This is a genomic window from Luteimonas pelagia (assembly GCF_054776035.1).
The window spans coordinates 967772-986488 of sequence record NZ_BAAHCG010000001.1 but is presented as its reverse complement, the minus strand read 5'-3'; the positions used below and the strand labels follow the sequence as shown (position 1 = coordinate 986488).

15 protein-coding genes and 1 riboswitch are annotated in these 18717 nt (G+C 71.2%); of the genes, 6 read left to right on the top strand and 9 right to left on the bottom strand.

Features of this window, described 5'->3' with window-relative positions; all coding sequences use genetic code 11:
• Positions 1 to 3: 3 nt before the first annotated feature.
• From atpA to ACYU7H_RS04520, 4 genes are all read left to right on the top strand, one after another.
• Positions 4 to 1554: a F0F1 ATP synthase subunit alpha gene (atpA, locus tag ACYU7H_RS04535; protein ID WP_460812825.1), complete on the top strand. Its 1551-nt coding sequence runs from the start codon at positions 4 to 6 to the stop codon at positions 1552 to 1554.
• A 191-nt stretch (positions 1555 to 1745) separates the two neighbouring features.
• The gene (gene atpG / locus ACYU7H_RS04530; RefSeq protein WP_460812823.1) at positions 1746 to 2606 is read left to right on the top strand and encodes a F0F1 ATP synthase subunit gamma; all 861 of its coding nucleotides are present in this window, start codon (positions 1746 to 1748) and stop codon (positions 2604 to 2606) included.
• Positions 2607 to 2636: 30 nt separating this feature from the next.
• The gene (gene atpD, locus ACYU7H_RS04525; RefSeq protein WP_460812821.1) at positions 2637 to 4046 is read left to right on the top strand and encodes a F0F1 ATP synthase subunit beta; all 1410 of its coding nucleotides are present in this window, start codon (positions 2637 to 2639) and stop codon (positions 4044 to 4046) included.
• Positions 4047 to 4113: 67 nt separating this feature from the next.
• Positions 4114 to 4539, top strand: a complete 426-nt coding sequence (locus ACYU7H_RS04520) for a F0F1 ATP synthase subunit epsilon (RefSeq protein WP_460812820.1) — start codon at positions 4114 to 4116, stop codon at positions 4537 to 4539.
• Positions 4540 to 4623: 84 nt separating this feature from the next.
• On the opposite strand, the gene ACYU7H_RS04515 is transcribed toward ACYU7H_RS04520, so the two are convergent.
• On the bottom strand, positions 4624 to 5010 hold the full coding sequence (locus ACYU7H_RS04515) for a GtrA family protein (protein WP_460812818.1): 387 nt from the start codon (positions 5008 to 5010) through the stop codon (positions 4624 to 4626).
• A gap of 99 nt (positions 5011 to 5109) precedes the next feature.
• Here ACYU7H_RS04515 and glmU point away from each other — a divergent pair, with 99 nt between their 5' ends.
• Entirely contained in the window at positions 5110 to 6492 is a 1383-nt protein-coding gene (gene glmU, locus ACYU7H_RS04510) for a bifunctional UDP-N-acetylglucosamine diphosphorylase/glucosamine-1-phosphate N-acetyltransferase GlmU (RefSeq protein WP_460812817.1), read from the top strand.
• Between the two features lie 4 nt (positions 6493 to 6496).
• Here glmU and ACYU7H_RS04505 read toward each other — a convergent pair whose 3' ends face one another.
• The 7 genes from ACYU7H_RS04505 to ACYU7H_RS04475 all read right to left on the bottom strand — a co-directional run bounded on the left by ACYU7H_RS04505 (position 6497) and on the right by ACYU7H_RS04475 (position 14163).
• On the bottom strand, positions 6497 to 7810 hold the full coding sequence (locus ACYU7H_RS04505) for a sensor histidine kinase (protein WP_460813068.1): 1314 nt from the start codon (positions 7808 to 7810) through the stop codon (positions 6497 to 6499).
• 13 nt (positions 7811 to 7823) lie between these two features.
• Entirely contained in the window at positions 7824 to 9179 is a 1356-nt protein-coding gene (locus tag ACYU7H_RS04500) for a sigma-54-dependent transcriptional regulator (RefSeq protein ID WP_460812815.1), read from the bottom strand.
• A 26-nt stretch (positions 9180 to 9205) separates the two neighbouring features.
• Positions 9206 to 10432 (bottom strand): ABC transporter permease, encoded by a 1227-nt coding sequence (locus tag ACYU7H_RS04495; RefSeq protein ID WP_460812813.1) that lies wholly within the window; start codon positions 10430 to 10432, stop codon positions 9206 to 9208.
• Between the two features lie 120 nt (positions 10433 to 10552).
• Complete coding sequence (locus ACYU7H_RS04490; protein ID WP_460812812.1) at positions 10553 to 11866, bottom strand: ABC transporter permease; 1314 nt, start codon at positions 11864 to 11866, stop codon at positions 10553 to 10555.
• Between the two features lie 31 nt (positions 11867 to 11897).
• Positions 11898 to 12608, bottom strand: a complete 711-nt coding sequence (locus tag ACYU7H_RS04485) for an ABC transporter ATP-binding protein (protein WP_460812810.1) — start codon at positions 12606 to 12608, stop codon at positions 11898 to 11900.
• A gap of 55 nt (positions 12609 to 12663) precedes the next feature.
• A complete protein-coding gene (locus ACYU7H_RS04480; RefSeq protein WP_460812808.1) occupies positions 12664 to 12873 on the bottom strand; it encodes a hypothetical protein in 210 nt (69 codons plus the stop codon).
• Between the two features lie 3 nt (positions 12874 to 12876).
• On the bottom strand, positions 12877 to 14163 hold the full coding sequence (locus ACYU7H_RS04475; RefSeq protein ID WP_460812807.1) for an efflux RND transporter periplasmic adaptor subunit: 1287 nt from the start codon (positions 14161 to 14163) through the stop codon (positions 12877 to 12879).
• Positions 14164 to 14346: 183 nt separating this feature from the next.
• Here ACYU7H_RS04475 and glmS point away from each other — a divergent pair, with 183 nt between their 5' ends.
• Positions 14347 to 16179, top strand: a complete 1833-nt coding sequence (gene glmS, locus ACYU7H_RS04470; protein ID WP_460812805.1) for a glutamine--fructose-6-phosphate transaminase (isomerizing) — start codon at positions 14347 to 14349, stop codon at positions 16177 to 16179.
• Between the two features lie 273 nt (positions 16180 to 16452).
• On the opposite strand, the gene btuB is transcribed toward glmS, so the two are convergent.
• On the bottom strand, positions 16453 to 18327 hold the full coding sequence (gene btuB / locus ACYU7H_RS04465) for a TonB-dependent vitamin B12 receptor (protein WP_460812803.1): 1875 nt from the start codon (positions 18325 to 18327) through the stop codon (positions 16453 to 16455).
• Positions 18328 to 18442: 115 nt separating this feature from the next.
• Positions 18443 to 18694, bottom strand: a riboswitch (cobalamin riboswitch).
• Between the last annotated feature and the right edge of the window lie 23 nt (positions 18695 to 18717).

Here is an 18717-nt window from a genome sequence, read left to right as displayed (position 1 = left end):
CAGATGGCTACCACCACGCTCAACCCGTCCGAAATCAGCGAACTGATCAAGACCCGCATCGAGAAGGTCGCGCTGTCGGCCGAGTCGCGCAACGAAGGCTCGGTGACGATGGTGTCCGACGGCATCGTGCGCATCCACGGCCTGGCCGACGTGATGCAGGGCGAGATGATCGAGCTGCCGGGCGACACCTTCGCGCTGGCCCTGAACCTGGAGCGCGACTCCGTCGGCGCCGTGGTCCTGGGCGACTACGAGCACCTGCGCGAGGGCGACGTGGCCAAGACCACCGGCCGCATCCTCGAGGTGCCGACCGGTCCGGAGCTGCTGGGCCGCGTGGTCAACGCGCTGGGCGAGCCGATCGACGGCAAGGGCCCGATCGAGGCCAAGGTGCACGCGCCGGTCGAGACCATCGCCCCGGGCGTGATCTGGCGAAAGTCGGTCAGCCAGCCGGTGCAGACCGGCTACAAGGCGATCGACTCGATGATCCCGATCGGCCGCGGCCAGCGCGAGCTGATCATCGGCGACCGCCAGACCGGCAAGACCGCGGTGGCGATCGACGCGATCATCAACCAGCGCGACTCCGGCATCCGCTGCATCTACGTGGCGATCGGCCAGAAGAACTCGACCATCGCCAACATCGTGCGCAAGCTCGAGGAGCACGGCGCGATGGCCTACACCACGGTCGTCGCCGCGTCGGCCTCCGAGTCGGCCGCGATGCAGTACATCGCCGCCTACTCGGGCTGCACCATGGGCGAGTACTTCCGCGACCGCGGCGAAGACGCGCTGATCATCTACGACGACCTGTCCAAGCAGGCCGTGGCGTACCGCCAGATCTCCCTGCTGCTGCGCCGCCCGCCGGGCCGCGAGGCGTACCCGGGCGACGTGTTCTACCTGCACTCCCGCCTGCTCGAGCGCGCCGCGCGCGTGTCCGAGGACTACGTCGAGAAGTTCACCAACGGCGAGGTCAAGGGCAAGACCGGTTCGCTGACCGCGCTGCCGATCATCGAGACGCAGGCCGGCGACGTGTCGGCGTTCGTCCCGACCAACGTGATCTCGATCACCGACGGCCAGATCTTCCTCGAGACCGACCTGTTCAACGCCGGCATCCGCCCGGCCGTGAACGCCGGCATCTCGGTGTCGCGCGTGGGTGGCGCGGCGCAGACCAAGATCATGAAGAAGCTGTCGGGCGGCATCCGCATCGCGCTCGCCCAGTACCGCGAGCTGGCCGCGTTCGCGCAGTTCGCCTCGGACCTGGACGACGCCACCCGCAAGCAGCTCGAGCGCGGCCAGCGCGTCACCGAGCTGATGAAGCAGCGCCAGTACGCGCCGATGCCGATCGCCAGCCAGGCGCTGTCGATCTACGCCGTCGACAAGGGCTACATGGACGACGTGCCGGTCGCCAAGATCGGCGCGTTCGAGGACGGCCTGCACGCGCACTTCGCCAACACCGCCGGCCAGCTGATGGACAAGGTCAACGCCAGCGGCGACTGGAACGACGAGATCGAGGCCGCGTTCAAGTCGGGCATCGAGGAGTTCAAGAAGACCGGCAGCTGGTAACCGGAGCCGTCGTTCCCGCGAAGGCGGGAATCCACGGCCAAGGAACGATGGATCCCCGCCTGCGCGGGGATGACGAAGTCGAACCGCCCCCGCCTCCGGGGGATGACGAAGTCGAACCGCCCCCGCCTCCGGGGGATGACGAAGTCGAACCGTCCCCGCCTCCGCGGGGATGACAAGCGAAGAGAGCGAGCATGGCAGGCGGCAGGGAAATCAAGACGAAGATCAAGAGCGTGCAGAACACCCGCAAGGTGACGCGCGCGCTCGAGATGGTCTCGGCCTCCAAGATCCGCAAGGCCCAGGACCGCATGAAGGCCTCGCGCCCGTACGCGCGGGCGATGAAGCAGGTGATCGGCCACCTGGCCCAGGCCAGTTCCGAGTACCAGCATCCGTTCCTGGTCGAGCGCAAGGATCCCAGGCGCGTCGGCTACGTGATCGTCTCGTCGGACCGCGGCCTGGCCGGCGGCCTGAACAACAACCTGTTCCGCAAGCTGCTGGGCGAGTTCCGCAGGTGGCAGGAGCAGGGCGTCGAGGTCGACGTCGTCACCATCGGCCAGAAGGCCAGCGTGTTCTTCCGCCGGATCAAGGTCGGCATGCTCGGCACCGTCACCCACCTGGGCGACGAGCCCCGCGTGGAGCAGCTGGTGGGCGTGATCAAGGTGATGCTGGACGCGTACACCGAGGGCAAGGTCGACCGCGTGTTCCTGGCGTACAACGACTTCGTCAACACCATGGTCCAGCGCGCCGCGTTCGACCAGCTGCTGCCGCTGCCGCCCAGCGAGCAGGTCGCGCGCCACGACTGGGACTACCTGTACGAGCCGGATCCCGAGACGGTGCTCGAGCACGTGCTCACGCGCTACATCGAGTCGCTCGTCTACCAGGCGGTGATGGAGAACGTGGCCTCCGAGCACGCCGCGCGCATGGTGGCCATGAAGGCCGCCAGCGACAACGCCACCAAGCTGATCGACACGCTGAACCTGTCCTACAACAAGGCCCGGCAGGCGGCGATCACCCAGGAAATCTCCGAGATCGTCGGCGGCGCCGCGGCGGTCTAAGCAATTTCAAAGTTCCCGAGGAATAGAGTCATGGCCAACCAGGGCAAGATCGTCCAGATCATCGGCGCCGTCGTCGACGTCGAGTTCCCGCGCGAAGACGTGCCGAAGGTGTACGACGCGCTCAAGGTGCAGAACACCGACATCACGCTCGAGGTCCAGCAGCAGCTGGGCGACGGCATCGTGCGCACGATCGCGCTGGGCTCGACCGACGGCCTGAAGCGCAACCTGGTGGCCGACAACACCGGCCGCGCGATCTCGGTGCCGGTCGGCACCGGCACGCTGGGCCGCATCATGGACGTGCTGGGCAACCCGATCGACGAGGCCGGCCCGGTCGACGCGTCCGCGCACTGGGAGATCCACCGCGCCGCCCCGTCCTACGAGGACCAGGCCGCGGCCAACGAGCTGCTCGAGACCGGCATCAAGGTCATCGACCTGATGTGCCCGTTCGCCAAGGGCGGCAAGGTCGGCCTGTTCGGCGGCGCCGGCGTCGGCAAGACCGTCAACATGATGGAGCTGATCAACAACATCGCGAAGGAGCACGCGGGCCTGTCGGTGTTCGCCGGCGTGGGCGAGCGTACCCGCGAGGGCAACGACTTCTACCACGAGATGAAGGACTCCAACGTCCTGGACAAGGTGGCGATGGTCTACGGCCAGATGAACGAGCCGCCGGGAAATCGCCTTCGCGTCGCGCTGACCGGCCTGACCATGGCCGAGTACTTCCGCGACGAGAAGGACGCGTCCGGCAAGGGCAAGGACGTGCTGCTGTTCGTGGACAACATCTACCGCTACACGCTGGCTGGCACCGAGGTCTCGGCGCTGCTGGGCCGCATGCCGTCCGCGGTGGGCTACCAGCCGACGCTGGCCGAGGAGATGGGCGTGCTGCAGGAGCGCATCACCTCGACCAAGACCGGTTCGATCACCTCGATCCAGGCCGTGTACGTGCCCGCGGACGACCTGACCGACCCGTCGCCGGCCACCACCTTCGCGCACCTCGACGCCACCGTCGTGCTCTCGCGCCAGATCGCCTCGCTGGGCATCTACCCGGCGGTCGACCCGCTCGACTCGACCTCGCGCCAGCTCGACCCGAACGTGATCGGCACCGAGCACTACGAGACCGCGCGCCGCGTGCAGGCCACGCTGCAGAAGTACAAGGAGCTCAAGGACATCATCGCGATCCTGGGCATGGACGAGCTGTCCGAGGAGGACAAGCAGGCCGTCGCGCGCGCGCGCAAGATCGAGCGCTTCTTCTCGCAGCCGTTCCACGTGGCCGAGGTGTTCACCGGCTCGCCGGGCAAGTACGTGCCGCTGAAGGAAACGATCCGCGGCTTCAAGATGATCGTCGACGGCGAGCTGGACCACCTGCCGGAGCAGGCCTTCTACATGGTCGGTTCGATCGACGAGGCCATCGAGAAGGGCAACAAGATGGCCGAGGCGGCCTGACCAACCCAGGCACAGACGCCCCAGCCACCGACACCCCCGCCACGGCGGGGGCCAGGACGAGGACACCATGGCGAGCACTTTCCGTTGCGACATCGTCAGCGCCGAGGAAGAGATCTTCCACGGCGACGCCGAGCTGCTGGTGGCGACCGGCGAGCAGGGCGAGCTCGGCATCGCGCCGCGCCACGCCCCGCTGATCACGCGCCTGAAGCCGGGCAAGGTCATCGTGACCCTGCCGGGCGGCGAGAAGCTCGACTTCGCCGTGTCCGGCGGCATCCTCGAGGTCCAGCCGCAGGTGGTGACGGTGCTGACCGACACCGCCGTGCGCGCCGAGGACATCGACGAGGCCGCGGTGCGCGCCGCGAAGGAAGAGGCCGAGCGCATCCTGGCCGGCCGCGGCGAGGCGATGGAAGTCGCCGAGGCCCAGGCCCGCCTGGCCGAGGTGCAGGCCCAGCTGCAGGCCCTCGAGCGGCTGCGCAAGAACCTCAAGCACTGACCGCGCGCGGGCCCGGCCCGCGTCCGCGCACATGGAAACGCCGGCCTTGGGCCGGCGTTTTCCGTTCCGGGGCAGCGCGCCGGCCTAGTGCTTCTTGTAGACCCAGTGGCGCGAGACCACGAAGCCGATGATGCCCAGCGTCACCTCGACGGCGGGCTTGGCCAGCCAGGCCCACTTCAGGCCCAGCTGGTCGTCGATCGAACCGATGGCCAGGGTGCTCACAGCCGTGGTGCTCAGCCACATCAGCACGAACCGGGCGAACTGCACGCGGCCCAGCCGGGTGTCCTCTCCGGCGAAGGTGATGCGTCCATTGAGCCAGTAGCCCAGCACCGCGCCGCTGACGCGGCCGGCGATGTTGGCCGGCTCCACGAGCATGCCGGCGTGGCTGAGCAGCACCATCACCCCCCAGTCCACCAGGTACTGCAGCACGCCGATCGCAAGGTAATGCCGGCCTTGCCGGGTCAGGCTCATGCGCGCTCCCGTCCACGGCGTGGCGCCGCGGGACCCGGGGCATCCTAGCAGCGGCGGCCGTTAGAATCCCGCGAACCCCCGGGCACCACGGAACACCGAATGACCGCACCGCTGCACGTGATCATCCTCGCCGCCGGCGAGGGCAAGCGCATGAAATCCGAGCGGCCGAAGGTGCTGCAGCGCGTGGCCGGCCAGCCGATGCTGCGACACGTGGTGGACGCGGCGCGCGTGCTCGACCCCGAGGCGATCCACGTGGTGTTCGGCCATGGCGGCGAGCGCGTGCGCGCGGAGGCGGGCGAGTGGCCGGCGGGCGCCGGCGGTGCACTGCATTGGGTGGAGCAGGCCGAGCAACTCGGCACCGGCCATGCGGTCCAGCAGGCGATGCCTGACGTGCCGGACGGCGCGCGGGTGCTGGTGCTGTACGGCGACGTGCCGCTGATCCGCCCGCGCACGCTGCGCGCGTTGCTCGACGCGCCGGGCCGGCTCGCGGTCCTGGCGGCGCGGCCGGCCAACCCCGACGGCTACGGACGCATCGTCCGCGATGCCGAGGGCAACGTGGCCGCCATCGTCGAGCACAAGGACGCCGACGACGAGCAGCGTCGGATCGGCCTGGTCAACACCGGCGTGATCGCCGCCGATGCCAACGCGCTGCGCGACTGGCTCTCGCGCCTGTCGTCGGACAATTCGCAGGGCGAGTACTACCTGACCGACGTGTTCGGCATGGCCGCGGCCGAATACAGCGGCGCGGAGATCGTCGAGGTCGAGGACGCGATCGAGACCGAGGGCGCCAACGATCCCTGGCAGCTGGCGATGCTCGAGCGCGCCTACCAGCGCCGCCGCGTGCGCGAACTGCTGTGCGCCGCCGGCACCCGCATCGCCGACCCCGACCGCGTCGACATCCGCGGCGTGGTCGAGGTGGGCCGCGACGTCGAGATCGACGTGGACGTGGTCCTGGAGGGCACCGTGCGCCTCGGGGACGGCGTGCGCATCGGCCCGTTCTGCCGGCTGCAGGACGTGGACCTGGCCGCCGGCACGGTCGTGCGCGCGCACTGCGACCTGGAGGGCGCGCGCAGCGAGGGCGCGGCCACCATCGGGCCATTCGCGCGCCTGCGCCCGGGCACGGTGCTGGCCGAAGGCGTGCACGTCGGCAATTTCGTCGAGACCAAGAAGACGGTGCTCGGCCCGGGCAGCAAGGCCAACCACCTCACGTACCTGGGCGACGCGGTCGTCGGCGCGCGCGTGAACATCGGCGCCGGCACGATCACCTGCAACTACGACGGCGTGAACAAGTGGACCACGACCATCGGCGACGAGGCCTTCATCGGATCCAATAGCGCGCTGGTGGCGCCGGTGGAGATCGGCGCGGGCGCCACGGTCGGCGCGGGTTCCACGATCACCCGTGCCGCGCCGGAGGGCAAGCTGACGCTTGCCCGGGGCCAGCAGAAGACCGTCGACGGCTGGCAGCGCCCGAAGAAGAAGTAGGCGACTACGCCGGCAGGACGAGGGAGACGCAGAGCCCGCCACCCTCGCGGTTGAGCAGCGCGATCCGCCCGCCGTGCGCCTCGGCGATCTCCCGGGCCAGCGCCAGTCCCAGCCCGGTGCCGTGGCGCTTGGTCGAGTAGAACGGCAGCAGCGCGTTCGCCAGCACCGCCTCGTTCATGCCGCTGCCGCGGTCGAGGACGTCGATCTTCCACGCGTCCCCGGCCCGGCGCAGCGCCAGCGTCACCGCCTCGGCCGGCGACCCGGACTCGTGCGCGTTCCGGAGCAGGTTGAGCAGCGCCTGCTCCAGCTGGCTGCGGTCGATGCGCGCGATCGCGTCCCCCGGGTTGCCGTCGAAGGCGAACGGCACCTGGCTGTGCAGCTGGTCGACGAATCGCCGCCAGGGAATCGACTCCAGCCGCGGCGACGGCAGCTTGGCGAAGCGCGCGTAGTCGCGGATGAAGCCCTCCAGGTGCCGCGCGCGGTCCTCGATCGTGCCCAGCGCGTTCGCCAGGCGTTCGGTCTGCCCGCGCTGCAGCAGGATGCCCCCCGAATGCGCGAGCGAGGCGATCGGCGCCAGCGAGTTGTTGAGCTCGTGGCTGATCACCCGGATCACCTTCTTCCACGTCTGCACTTCCTGCCGGCGCAGCTCCGCGGTGAGCTGGCGCAGCAGGACGAGCTCGTGTTGGCGGCCGTTGAGGCGGAACTGGCGCCGGGACAGGTGGAAGATGTCCTCCTCGTCCTCGTCGCCGATGGTGAACATGCCGTCGCCGCCGCGGTCGAAGGCCTCGCGCATCGCATCGGGGGCGCGCGACATCAGCTCGGCGAAGGCGTGGCCCTCGAGCTTGCGCCCCTCGCCCAGCAGCTTGCGGGCGGCCAGGTTGGCGTGGATGACGAAGCCCGCCGGGTCGACCAGCATCATCGCCACGGGCGTGTTCTGCACCATCGTGTCGAGCAGCAGTTCGCGCTGGACCAGCGCCAGCCGCTGCTCGCGCAGCGCGTCGCCGAGGCGGTTGTGCGCGTTCACCAGTTCGCCCAGCGCGTCGTGGCTGTCCCAGGCTAGGCCGAAGCCGAAGTCGCCGTCGCGGTAGCTGCCGACCGTGCCGGCCAGCGACCGGAACAGTGAGTGCATCGGCGCGAGGGCGCGGCGCACGTGCAGGGCCAGCAACGGCAGGTCGGCCAGCAGCGCCACGGCGCCGGCGATCCACGGCGCACGGAACCAACCGGCCGCATCGAACGCCAGCGCCAGCGCGCAGGTGATCGACGCATGCAGGAGCGCGACGGCCACGAAGCGCACGGTCAGCGGCAGGCGTCGCGTCAGGCCCACGGCCACCTCAGTCGCGCTTGATGCCGAGGCGGTCGAGGCGGCGGTACAGCGCCTGGCGCGACAGGCCGAGGTCGCTGGCGGCCTGCGCGAGCACGCCATCGTTGCGGTCGAGCGCGGCGAGGATCTCGTCGCGGTCGGGCTCGGCGTCGGTCGCCGGCTGCGCGGGGTTGCCGGGGGCGCTCCGCGCCGCCGGCAGGGCCAGGTCGCCGGCGTGGATCGCCTCGCCCTGCGCGAGCAGGCCCGCGCGCTGGACCGCGTTGCGCAGCTCGCGCACGTTGCCCGGCCACGCATGCGCCAGCAGGGCGCGTTCGGCGTCCGTGGCCAGCTGCTTGCCGTCCGGGAGGAACGCGCGCGCCAGCGGCAGGATGTCGTCCGCGCGTTCGGCCAGCGGCGGCAGGCGCAGCTCGATCGCGTTGAGCCGGTAGTACAGGTCCTCGCGGAACCGGCCGGCGGCGATCATGGCCGGCAGGTCGGCGTTGGTCGCGCTGACCACCCGGACCTTGACCTCGCGCTCGCGGTTGCCACCCAGGCGCTGGAAACGCCCGGTCTCCAGCACGCGCAGCAGCTTCACCTGGCCGGCCGGCGGCAGCGTGCCGATCTCGTCGAGCAGCAGGGTGCCGCCGTCGGCGGCCTCGAACTTGCCCTCGCGCGCCTTGCCCGCGCCGGTGTAGGCGCCGGCCTCCGCGCCGAAGAGCTCGGCCTCGATCAGTTCCGAGGGCAGGGCGCCGCAGTTGACCGCGACGAACGGCCCGGAGCGGACCGACGAATTCGCGTGGATGATCTGGGCCAGCTTCTCCTTGCCCGCCCCGTTCGGCCCGGTGACCAGCACCGGCAGGTCCGAGCGCGCCACCTGCAGCGCCAGGCGCAGCACCGATTCGGTGGCCGCGTCCGCGTACACGAGCCCGCACAGGTCGTGGTCCCTGGCCAGCGCGGCGCGCCGGCGGCGGGTGCCGTCGCGGTCGCGGTCCAGCGCGCGGTTGGCCTGCGACAGCTCGATCAGGTTGTTGACCGTGGTGATGAGCTTGCGGTCGTCCCAGGGCTTGGCGAGGTAGTCCGCCGCGCCCGCGCGCACCAGGTCGACCGCCGACTCCAGGTGCGTCCACGCCGTGAGCAGGATCACCGGCAGGTCGGGGTGGCGCCGCCGGATCTCCCCGAACAGCGCCACGCCCTCGTCGCCCGACGTCGTGTCGGCCTGGAAGTTCATGTCCTGCACCACCAGGTCGATCGGCTCGCCGCGGTCGAGGACCGCCAGGCCCTCGTCCGGGGACCCGGCGGTGACCGTGTCGATGTCGTGCAGGGAGAACAGGGTGTCCAGCGCGGTGGCCACGCTGGGGTTGTCGTCGATGACCAGGACCGTCGGCATGCGCGATAGCGTAATGGACCGCCCGCTCAGACGGAGCGCGTCGCCACCGCCGGCGGCACCGCCGCCGCGCGCCGCGCGGGGCCCAGCACCGACAGCTGGCCGAGCAGCCACAGCGCGACCGCGCCGACCGGCAGGTACGCCAGCGGCAGCCGCGGCAGCTCGTAGGTGCCCATCAGCAGCTGGTTGATGCCGTAGGCGCCGATCATGCCGATGACGATCCCGATGGTGGCCAGCAGGAAGTTCTCGGTCTGGAAGTAGCGCAGGATCTGGCCGCGGGTCGCGCCCAGCGCCCGGCGCACGCCGATCTGCTTGGTGCGCTGCTGCACCCAGAAGCTGGCGAGGCCGACGATGCCCAGCGCCGTCACCACCAGCAGCGCGACGATCACCGCCACCAGCAGCCACGCCATCGAGCGGTCGGCCGCGTAGAAGTCCGCGCGGGTGGCCGACATCGTCTCGTCCTGGAGCAGGATGCGGTTGGGCATGCGCGCCTGCAGCACCTCCACGGCCTGCTTGAGCACGGCCTCGCGCTGGCCGGGCTCGGTACGGATGAGGTAGCGCCCGCCGGTGTAGGGCATGCGCACCGGCAGGATGGCGCCGACGTACGGCCCGCTGCCGCCGAACGCGGCGTCGTTCGGGCGCAGCATCGAATCGACCACGCCGACCACGGTCTTGGGATCGTCGCCCCAGGTGTAGAGGGTCTTGCCCACCGCATCCTCGCCGGGCCAGATGCGCTCGGCGGCGTCCTTCGTCAGGACCACCACCGGCGGCAGCTCGGTGTCGGCCTGCTCCTCGGGCCGCGGGAAGTCGACCAGCTCGTCGGCGTTGAAGAAGCGCCCGGCGACCAGCCGGACGCCGGTCGCCTCCAGGAACTGCTCGTCGCCCAGGTACATGGAGGCGTCGGCGGTCGGGTGCGGCTGTTCCTGCTCGAGGTTGATGCTGCTGTTCCAGGAGGAATTGCCGTAGGGCACCTGGTTGGTGATCGTCGCGGCCTTGACGCCGGGGATCGCGCGCAGTGCCGCGAGGTCCTCGCGGGTGATGGCGCGCGCGTTATCGTCGCGGCCGATGCCGGCGAACTGGATCACGGCCAGTTCCTCCTCGGCCATGCCGCTGGGGCGGTCCATGCGCGCGTTGCGTTCGGCGATCAGGAAGACCGCGTTGCAGATGATCGCGCAGCTGAGCGCGATCTCAAGGACGATCAGCGCCGCCGCGGTCTTGTGCCGGCGCAGCGTGGAGAGGATCGGTCGGATGTCCATCTGGGTGCCCTCGTTGGTCTTTCCGCCGTTCGTGTCATTCCGAACGGAGTGAGGAATCTGCGCTTGGGAGGACCGGGCGAAGCGGGGAGCAGGTCCCTCGCTTCGCTCGGGACGACAGCTTTATTGGCTCTTGAGCTGGATGGCGGGGGCGACCTGGCAGGCGCGCCAGGCCGGCAGCATGCCGGCGAGCATGCTCGCGCCGACCGCGAGGACGAAGGTTGTGGCGAGCATCGCCAGGTCGATGTGCGCGTACTCCGCGTAGCCGGCCGGTTGCTGGCGCACCGCCCACAGGCCGGCCAGCGCCAGGCCCAGGCCGAGCACGCCGCCGGCCAATCCAATCGCGGCCGACTCGACCAGGTACTGCGCGAACACCGCGCGCTTGGACGCGCCCAGCGCCCGGCGCACGCCGATCTCCGCCGAGCGGCGCATGAACTTCGCCAGCAGCAGGCCGGTCGTGTTGACCAGGCACACCAGCAGGAAGCCCATCGCCAGCCACGCCTGCAGGCGCACGTCGGAGGGCACCACGCGGTTGAACTCGAGCCATTCCATGACATCGCGCAGGCGCACGTTGACCGGGCGCTCGAAGCGGCCGGCCGCGCGCTGCTGTTCGGAGTAGTTCTCCAGGTACTGCCGGTAGGCGCCGGCCGCCGCCGCGTCCTCGAGCTCGACCCAGTACTGCACCCACAGGCAGGGGGCGTTCGGGCCGTACTGGCCCTCGTCGCCCTGGTCGCTGCTGTCGGCCCAGCAGCTCATGTTGCCGTTGTGGCCCAGGCGCATGTCGCGCGCGGTCGAGAACGGGATGAAGACCTGCTCGACTTCGCCGTACTGGCCGTTGTTGAGGTCGTAGAACCGCGGCACCGGCTGCCAGTCGTCCAGCACGCCGACGACGCGGAAGTCGGTCTGCTCCAGGCGCACCGTGCGACCGGTGCTGTCCTCGCCGCCGAACAGCCGCTCGTTGAGCTTGCCGCTGATCACCGCAACGCGGGCGCGCTCGGCGTCCTGGGTGGCGGTCCAGCCGTTGCCGAACGCGAAGGGCACGTCGAACATCGGGAAGAAGTCGGCGGTCGTCTGGCGCGCGTCGGCGTTGAACGGGCCCACGCCCTCGCGCTGCGGCTCGATCGACAGGCCCAGGCCCGACATGATCGCCTGGCGCTTGGCCTTGCCGTCGCGCAGCAGCGCCTCGGCGTCGAAGCGGGTGAGCTGGCCGGCCGGCTCCGAATCCGGCTGGTAGCCGGACATGCCCTCGGCGTCGAGCTGGACGTAGTACACGTCCTGGCTGCGGCCGGGCAGCGGGTCGCCGGACAGCACGTGGAAGACCGTCATCGTGGTCATGGCCGCGCCGATGCCCAGCGCGATCGCCAGGACCATCAGCGCGGTGAGCACCTTGTTGCGCCGGAAGCTGCGCAACGCGAGCTGGAAGTAGTAGCCGAACATGGGAGGGCTCCGGTGGCGTCGGGGTCGGCGGTCAGGCGGTGGCGGCGGCGCGCGGGCGCACCAGGCTCGGCGTGGACGCGAGGTCCGTGGCCATGCCGTCGACGATGTGCACGTTGCGCTGGGCGCGCGCGGCCAGCTCCGGGTCGTGGGTGACCATCACGATCGTGGTGCCGGCGGCGTTGATCTCCTCCAGCAGTTCCATCACCCCGCGCGCCATCTGCGAGTCGAGGTTGCCGGTCGGCTCGTCGGCCAGCAGCAGGCGCGGCTGGCCCGCCAGCGCGCGGGCGATCGCGGCGCGCTGCTGCTGGCCGCCCGACAGCTCGGTCGGGTAGTGCTTCATGCGCGAGCCCAGGCCCACCTTGCCCAGCGCGTCCTCGATGCGCGCGCGGCGATCGTCCGCCGACAGGCCGCGGTAGCGCAGCGGCACGTCGACGTTGTCGAACAGGTTGAGGTCCGGGATCAGGTTGAAGCTCTGGAAGATGAAGCCGATCTTGCGGTTGCGCAGCTTCGAGCGCGCGTCGTCCGACAGCCGGCTCACGTCGTCGCCGTCGAGGATGTACTCGCCGCTGGTGAACGTCTCCAGCAGGCCGGCGATGTTGAGGAAGGTCGTCTTGCCCGAGCCGGACGGACCGGTGACGGCGACGAACTCGCCTTCGGCCACGTGCAGGTCGAGCGACCGCAGCGCGTGGGTTTCCACCAGTTCGGTGCGGTAGACCTTGGTGACGCCTTGCATCTTGAGCATGTCGGACTCCGGGGAGACGGGGATTCGGTGGGAGCGGGAGGGATCGGATCGGTGATCAGTCGACGCGGAAGCGCGGCGGCAGCGGCGCGACCGCGACGTAGCCGGCGCGCCAGCGCCTCGGCGCCGGGACCAGGCGGCCGGCGTTGCCGGCGCGCGCGGGCAGGCCGGCGACCTCGAACAGTTCGTGCAGCCGCAGCGGAACGGCGTCGGCCAGGTCCTGCGCGGACCAGTGGATGGCGGCGGGGAAGGTGGTCGTGGCGTTCATGGTTCAGTCTCCAGAGATGCGGATGCGTTCGGCATCGCCGAACAGGTCGGCGCCCGAGACCACGATGCGGTCGCCCTCGGCGACGCCATCGACGATCTCCACGGCGTTGAGGCTGCCCGCGCCGGTGCTCACCGGGCGGCGGACGGCGGTGCCGCCGTCCATGACGTAGGCCGAGCGCCCGCCGCCCTGCTCGACGAACGGGCCGCGATCGACCATCAGCACGTCCTCGCGGGTGTCGAGCAGGATGCGCACGCTCATGCGCTGGTTCTGGCGCAGGCCGGGCGGCTGGCCGTCGACGAAGCGCAGGCGGCCGGTGACCTCGCCGTCCACGACTTCGGGCGACACCGAGGACACCTCGGCCTTCCAGGCCTGGTTGCCGGTGCCCAGCTGCGCCGGCATGCCGATGGCCAGGTCGCGCGCGAAGCTCTCGGGCACGCGGATCTGGACTTCGAACTCGGTCAGGTCCACCACGCCCAGCACCGGGGCGTTGGCGGCCACGTTCGCGCGCTGGTCGACCAGCACCTGGCCGACCTGCCCGTCGAACGGCGCGCGCAGGGTGAGCGCGTCGACCTGGCGCTGCAGTTCGGCGACCACGGTGCGCTGGCGGTCGGCGAGCAGCGCCTTGTTGCGGGCGTCCAGGCCGGCGCCGCGGCCCTGCAGCGCGTACTCGCGTTCGGCGTGGGCGACGCCGAGGCGGGCCTTCTTCAGGTCGTCCTCGGCGCGCGCCACGTCGATGGCGGCGACCGCGCCGCCGGCGAAGGCCTTCTGGTTGCGCTCCAGGTCGCGCACCGCGGCCTGGCGGTCGATCTCGGCCTGGTCCAGCGCGCGGCGCGCGGCCGAGCGGGTCACCTGCGCATCGAGCCCGGCGCGCGCGGCCTCGGCCTCCAGGCCGGCCAGCGAGGCCTCCTCCTGCGCCAGGCGGCTGCGCAGTTCGGGGCTGTCGATCTCCGCCAGCGCCTGGCCCTTCTCGACCGCGTCGCCGGCGACCACGTGCAGCGTGACCGTGCCGCCGGAGATGGCGTACAGCGTGGGGCTGTTGGCGGCGATCACGCGCCCCTCGGCCGAGATGTCGCGCACGAGGTCGCCGCGGCGCACCTCGGCGATGCGCAGCCGGGAGGCATCGACCGACCGCGCGCCCGAGGCCCAGCCCGACACCAGCCAGCCCACCGCCAGGACCACCGCCGCCCCCGCGCCGGCGAGGGCGAGCGTGCGGCTCGACCAGCGGCGGCCCGGGGCCGGGGTGGCGGGGGAGACGGGACGATCCTGTCCGGAGGTGTCGCGGATGGCCATGGGGTCTCGCGTGTTCGGGGACTGCCCCGATAAAAGCAGGAACCGTGCCAACCGCTAACCCATTGATTCCATTGGCGCGGACGGCCTGCCCGTGGCGTCCGTCCGGCCGTCCGGCCGTCCGGCCGGACAGGCGCGCGCCGCCGAACCGCTACACTGCGCGCCCCGGAGCAGGAGCGTCCGTGCATGTGCGGCATCGTCGGCGCGATCGCTGATCGCGATGTGGTCCCGGTCCTCGTCGAGGGCCTCAAGCGGCTGGAATACCGTGGCTACGACTCGGCCGGCATCGCCGTGTTCGACGGCGAGGCCGTCCGGCGCGTGCGCCGCACCGGCCGCGTGTCGGAAATGGCGGACGCCGCCGCCGCCGAGGGCCTGTCCGCGCACCTGGGCATTGGCCACACGCGCTGGGCGACGCACGGCGGCGTGACCGAGGGCAACGCGCATCCGCACGTCAGCCACGACACGCTGGCGCTGGTGCACAACGGGATCATCGAGAACCACGACGAACAGCGCGAGCGCCTGCAGGCGTTGGGCTACGCGTTCGACTCGCAGACCGACACCGAAGTGATCGCCCACCTGGTCCACCACCACCAGTCAGGCGGGCTCGACCTGCTGGCCGCGGTGCAGGCCGCGGTGCGCGAACTGGAAGGCGCATACGCGATCGCCGTGATCGACAAGCGCGACCCCGGCCGCATGGTCGCCGCGCGCATGGGCTGCCCGCTGCTGGTCGGCCTGGGCGAGGGCGAGAACTTCATCGCCAGCGACGTGTCCGCGATCCTGCAGGCCACCCGCCGGGTGGTCTTCCTTGAGGAGGGCGACACCGCCGAGGTCACGCGCGACTCGGTGCGCGTGTTCGAGGCGTCGGGCGCCGCGGTCGACCGCGACGTGCACGTGTCCGACGTGTCGCTGGCCTCCCTCGAACTCGGTCCGTACCGCCACTTCATGCAGAAGGAGATCCACGAGCAGCCGCGCGCGATCGCCGACACCATCGAGGCGGTGATCGACAACGATGGCTTCTCGGCGGAACTGTTCGGCAAGGACGCCGCGTCGGTGCTCGACGGGGTGTCGTCGGTGCAGATCCTCGCCTGCGGCACCAGCTACTACGCGGGCATGACCGCGCGCTACTGGATCGAGGCGCTCGCCGGGCTGCCGTGCAGCGTCGAGATCGCCAGCGAGTACCGCTACCGCGACGCGGTGGCCGACCCGGACCAGCTCGTGGTCACCATTTCCCAGTCCGGCGAGACGCTGGACACGATGGAGGCCCTCAAGCAGGCCAAGGCGCTCGGCCAGTCGCGCACGCTGTCGATCTGCAACGTGCCCGAAAGCGCGATCCCGCGCGCCAGCCGCTTGGTCTACTACACCCGCGCGGGCGCCGAGATCGGCGTGGCCTCGACCAAGGCGTTCACCACGCAGCTGGTCGCGCTGTTCACCCTGACCGCGACCTTGGCCAAGCTGCGCGGCCGGCTGGATGCCGGGGAGGAAGCCGGCTTCGTCGACGCGCTGCGCCACCTGCCGGGCAGCGTGCAGCACGCGCTGAACCTGGAGCCGCAGATCATGCGCTGGGCCGAGCGTTTCGCGTCCAAGGAGCACGCCCTGTTCCTCGGCCGCGGCGTGCACTACCCGATCGCGCTCGAGGGCGCGCTCAAGCTCAAGGAGATCTCCTACATCCACGCCGAGGCCTACCCGGCCGGCGAGCTCAAGCACGGGCCGCTGGCGCTGGTCGACGCCGACATGCCGGTCGTGGTCATCGCGCCCAACGACCGGCTGCTGGAGAAGGTGAAGTCCAACATCCAGGAAGTGCGCGCGCGCGGCGGCGAGATGTATGTGTTCACCGACGAGGACAGCAGCTTCAAGGCGTCCGAGGGCGTGCACGTGATCCGCGCGCCACGCCACATCGGGCTGCTCTCGCCGGTGATGCACGTGATCCCGGTGCAACTGCTGGCGTACCACGCCGCGCTTGCGCGGGGCACCGACGTGGACAAGCCGCGCAACCTGGCGAAGTCGGTCACCGTCGAGTGAGCGCAGGGCCCGCCCCTTCCGGGGCGGGCCGTTCCGCCACGCGTCTGCCACCCGGGACACGCGCCAAGTTCCGGGCCCCCTCGCGCCCAACCGCCCCTGTCGTTCCGAACGCAGTGAGGAACCTGCTTTTCCGGCACGTAGGCGCGGTCGCAAAGCAGGTCCCTCGCTTTGCTCGGGACGACAGGTGGATGCAGTCTGTTCGCGTCGCCCGTCGCCCGTCGCCCGTCGCCCGTCGCCCGCCGCCCGTCGCCCGTCGTCCTTGGCCGCGGTCGCTCAGCGGCCCGCGTAGCGCAGCGTCAGCAGCCACTCTCGGCCGGGCTGGCGGTAGAACGAGGTGGTCTCGTAGTCGGCGTCGAACAGGTTCGCGACGCGGCCCTGCAGCGTCCACGACGGCGACAACGCCCACTCCGCGCGCACGTCGAAGGTGGCGTACGACGCGAGCCGCCGGGTGTTCGCCACGTCGTCGTGGCGCGACCCTTCCGCCACCACCGTGGCGCCGAGCGTAAACGCACCGAACCCGCGATCGAGGTCGAGCCGGGCCGAATGGCGTGCGCGCCGGGGCAGTTCGTTGCCGGCGTTGGCGCCTTCGCGCTGTTCGGTGTCCAGCACGCTCAACGACGCATCGACCTGCCAGCCCGCGAGGTCCGCCGCCACGCCCAGCTCCGCGCCGCGCATGCGGGCGCGCTCGATGTTGTTCGGCAGGCCCAGCGCGGCGTCGTAGGCGATCAGGTCGTCGACGTCGGTGTCGTAGGCGTCGATGCGCCAGTCGAGCACCGCGCCGTCGCGGCGCAGGCCGGCCTCGACGCTGCGCGCGCGCTCGGGGCGCAGCGCCGGGTTGCCGAAGAAAGGGTAGTACAGCTCGTTGAAGGTGGGCGCCTTGAACGCGGTGCCCGCGCCCGCGGTCACCCGCCACCCGTCGCCGAAGCCCAGGCCCCAGGCCAGGTTGCCCGTGGTGCGGCCGCCGAACTGGCTGTCGTCGTCGCGGCGCACGGCCGCCTGCACGGCGTGCGCGCCGAATTCGCCCTGGTACTGCACGTAGCCGGCGTGCGTGCGGCGCGCGGTCGCGTCGAACGCATTGCTGCTGTCCACGCGGTCGCGGATCCAGTCCACGCCGAGCGTCAGCGCCTGGCCGGCGGCTATCGCCACGTCGGCCTGCACGCCGGCGCTGTCGCGATCGGTGTCGAAGTACCCCATGTCGAGGAACGCGCCGTCCTTGTCCAGGTAATTGTCGGATGCGTCGGTGTTGCGGCCGACGACGGCGCGGACCGACACCGCGTCGCTTGCCTGCCAGCGGCCATTGGCGCCGAACACCTGCTGGGTGGCCTTCGACAGGTTCTGGAAGTCGCCGTCGTACGCGTTGCGGCCGTCGGCATGCAGCGCGCGCACGTCGAACGCGTATCCGTCGCCTTCCGTGCCCGCACGCAGCGACAGCGAGCGGTTGCGGTAGCCGTCGCGGTCGGGCTCGGGCAGGAAGATGAAGCAACCGCCCGAGAATGGCGACGGTCGGGCGACGCGGCACGCATCGATGCCCTCGTCGTTGCGGTAGGCGGCGTCGGCGCCGAACCAGCCGGCGTCGCCGCCGACGTCGATGCCCGCGCTGCCGAAGGCCTGGCCGTGGCTGCCGGCGCCCGCCGACAGGCGCGTGCGCACCCCTTCGCGGCCGCGGCGCGTGAACAGCTGGATGACGCCGCCGATCGCCTCCGAGCCGTACAGGCTCGAACGCGGCCCGCGCACGATCTCCACGCGCTCGATCATCTCCAGCGGGATGTCCTGGAATGCCACCAGGCCGGACGTCGCCGAGCCCATGCGCACGCCGTCCACCAGCACCAGCACGTGGTCCGACTCGGCGCCACGCATGAACAGGGTGGTGAGCTTGCCGGCGCCGCCCTGGTTGACCAGCGAGATGCCGGCGCGGCCGCGCAGCAGGTCGGGCAGGGAGGTCGCCTGGCTGCGCTCGATGTCGGCGCGGTCGATCACTTCGACGGCGGCGAGCGCCTCGTCCACCGTGCTCGCGGTCCGGGTGGCGGTGACCTGGACACGGTCCAGGTCGGTGGCGGCGTCCTGCGCGGCGGCGGCCGCGGGGAGCGCCATCGCTGCCAGCGCCAGGGCCAGCGGGCGGGGGGAAACGTTCGGAACGGTCTTCGGCATCGCGGATCTCCATCGCGCACACACCCGTGTGCGTGGGTCGGGGTGGGATCGCGACGGCAGGGGACGCATGCGGAGGCCGGCGGCGCGGCACTACGCCGCGACGCCCTCCGCATCGCAACCAGTCGACTCCAAGGCCGGTCTCCGGACTCGCGGGCGGGCGCGGGCGGACCCGTGCCTTGGCCCCGGCGCCTTCCCGTGCGATGCACAGTGGCGGATGCCGTGGCCGCCCCCGCCGATGCGGGGCGCGCGCTTACCGTTGCGGGGGCAGCGCCGGACTGGTCGTCGCGCGCAGCGCGACGGCGTCACCGGCTTCCCGTTTCAACCCGTTGGCGAGCGCCGCCGGGTCACCTCGAAGCGCGGGCAGTGTACGCGCCGCGGCCCCGTGGGGAC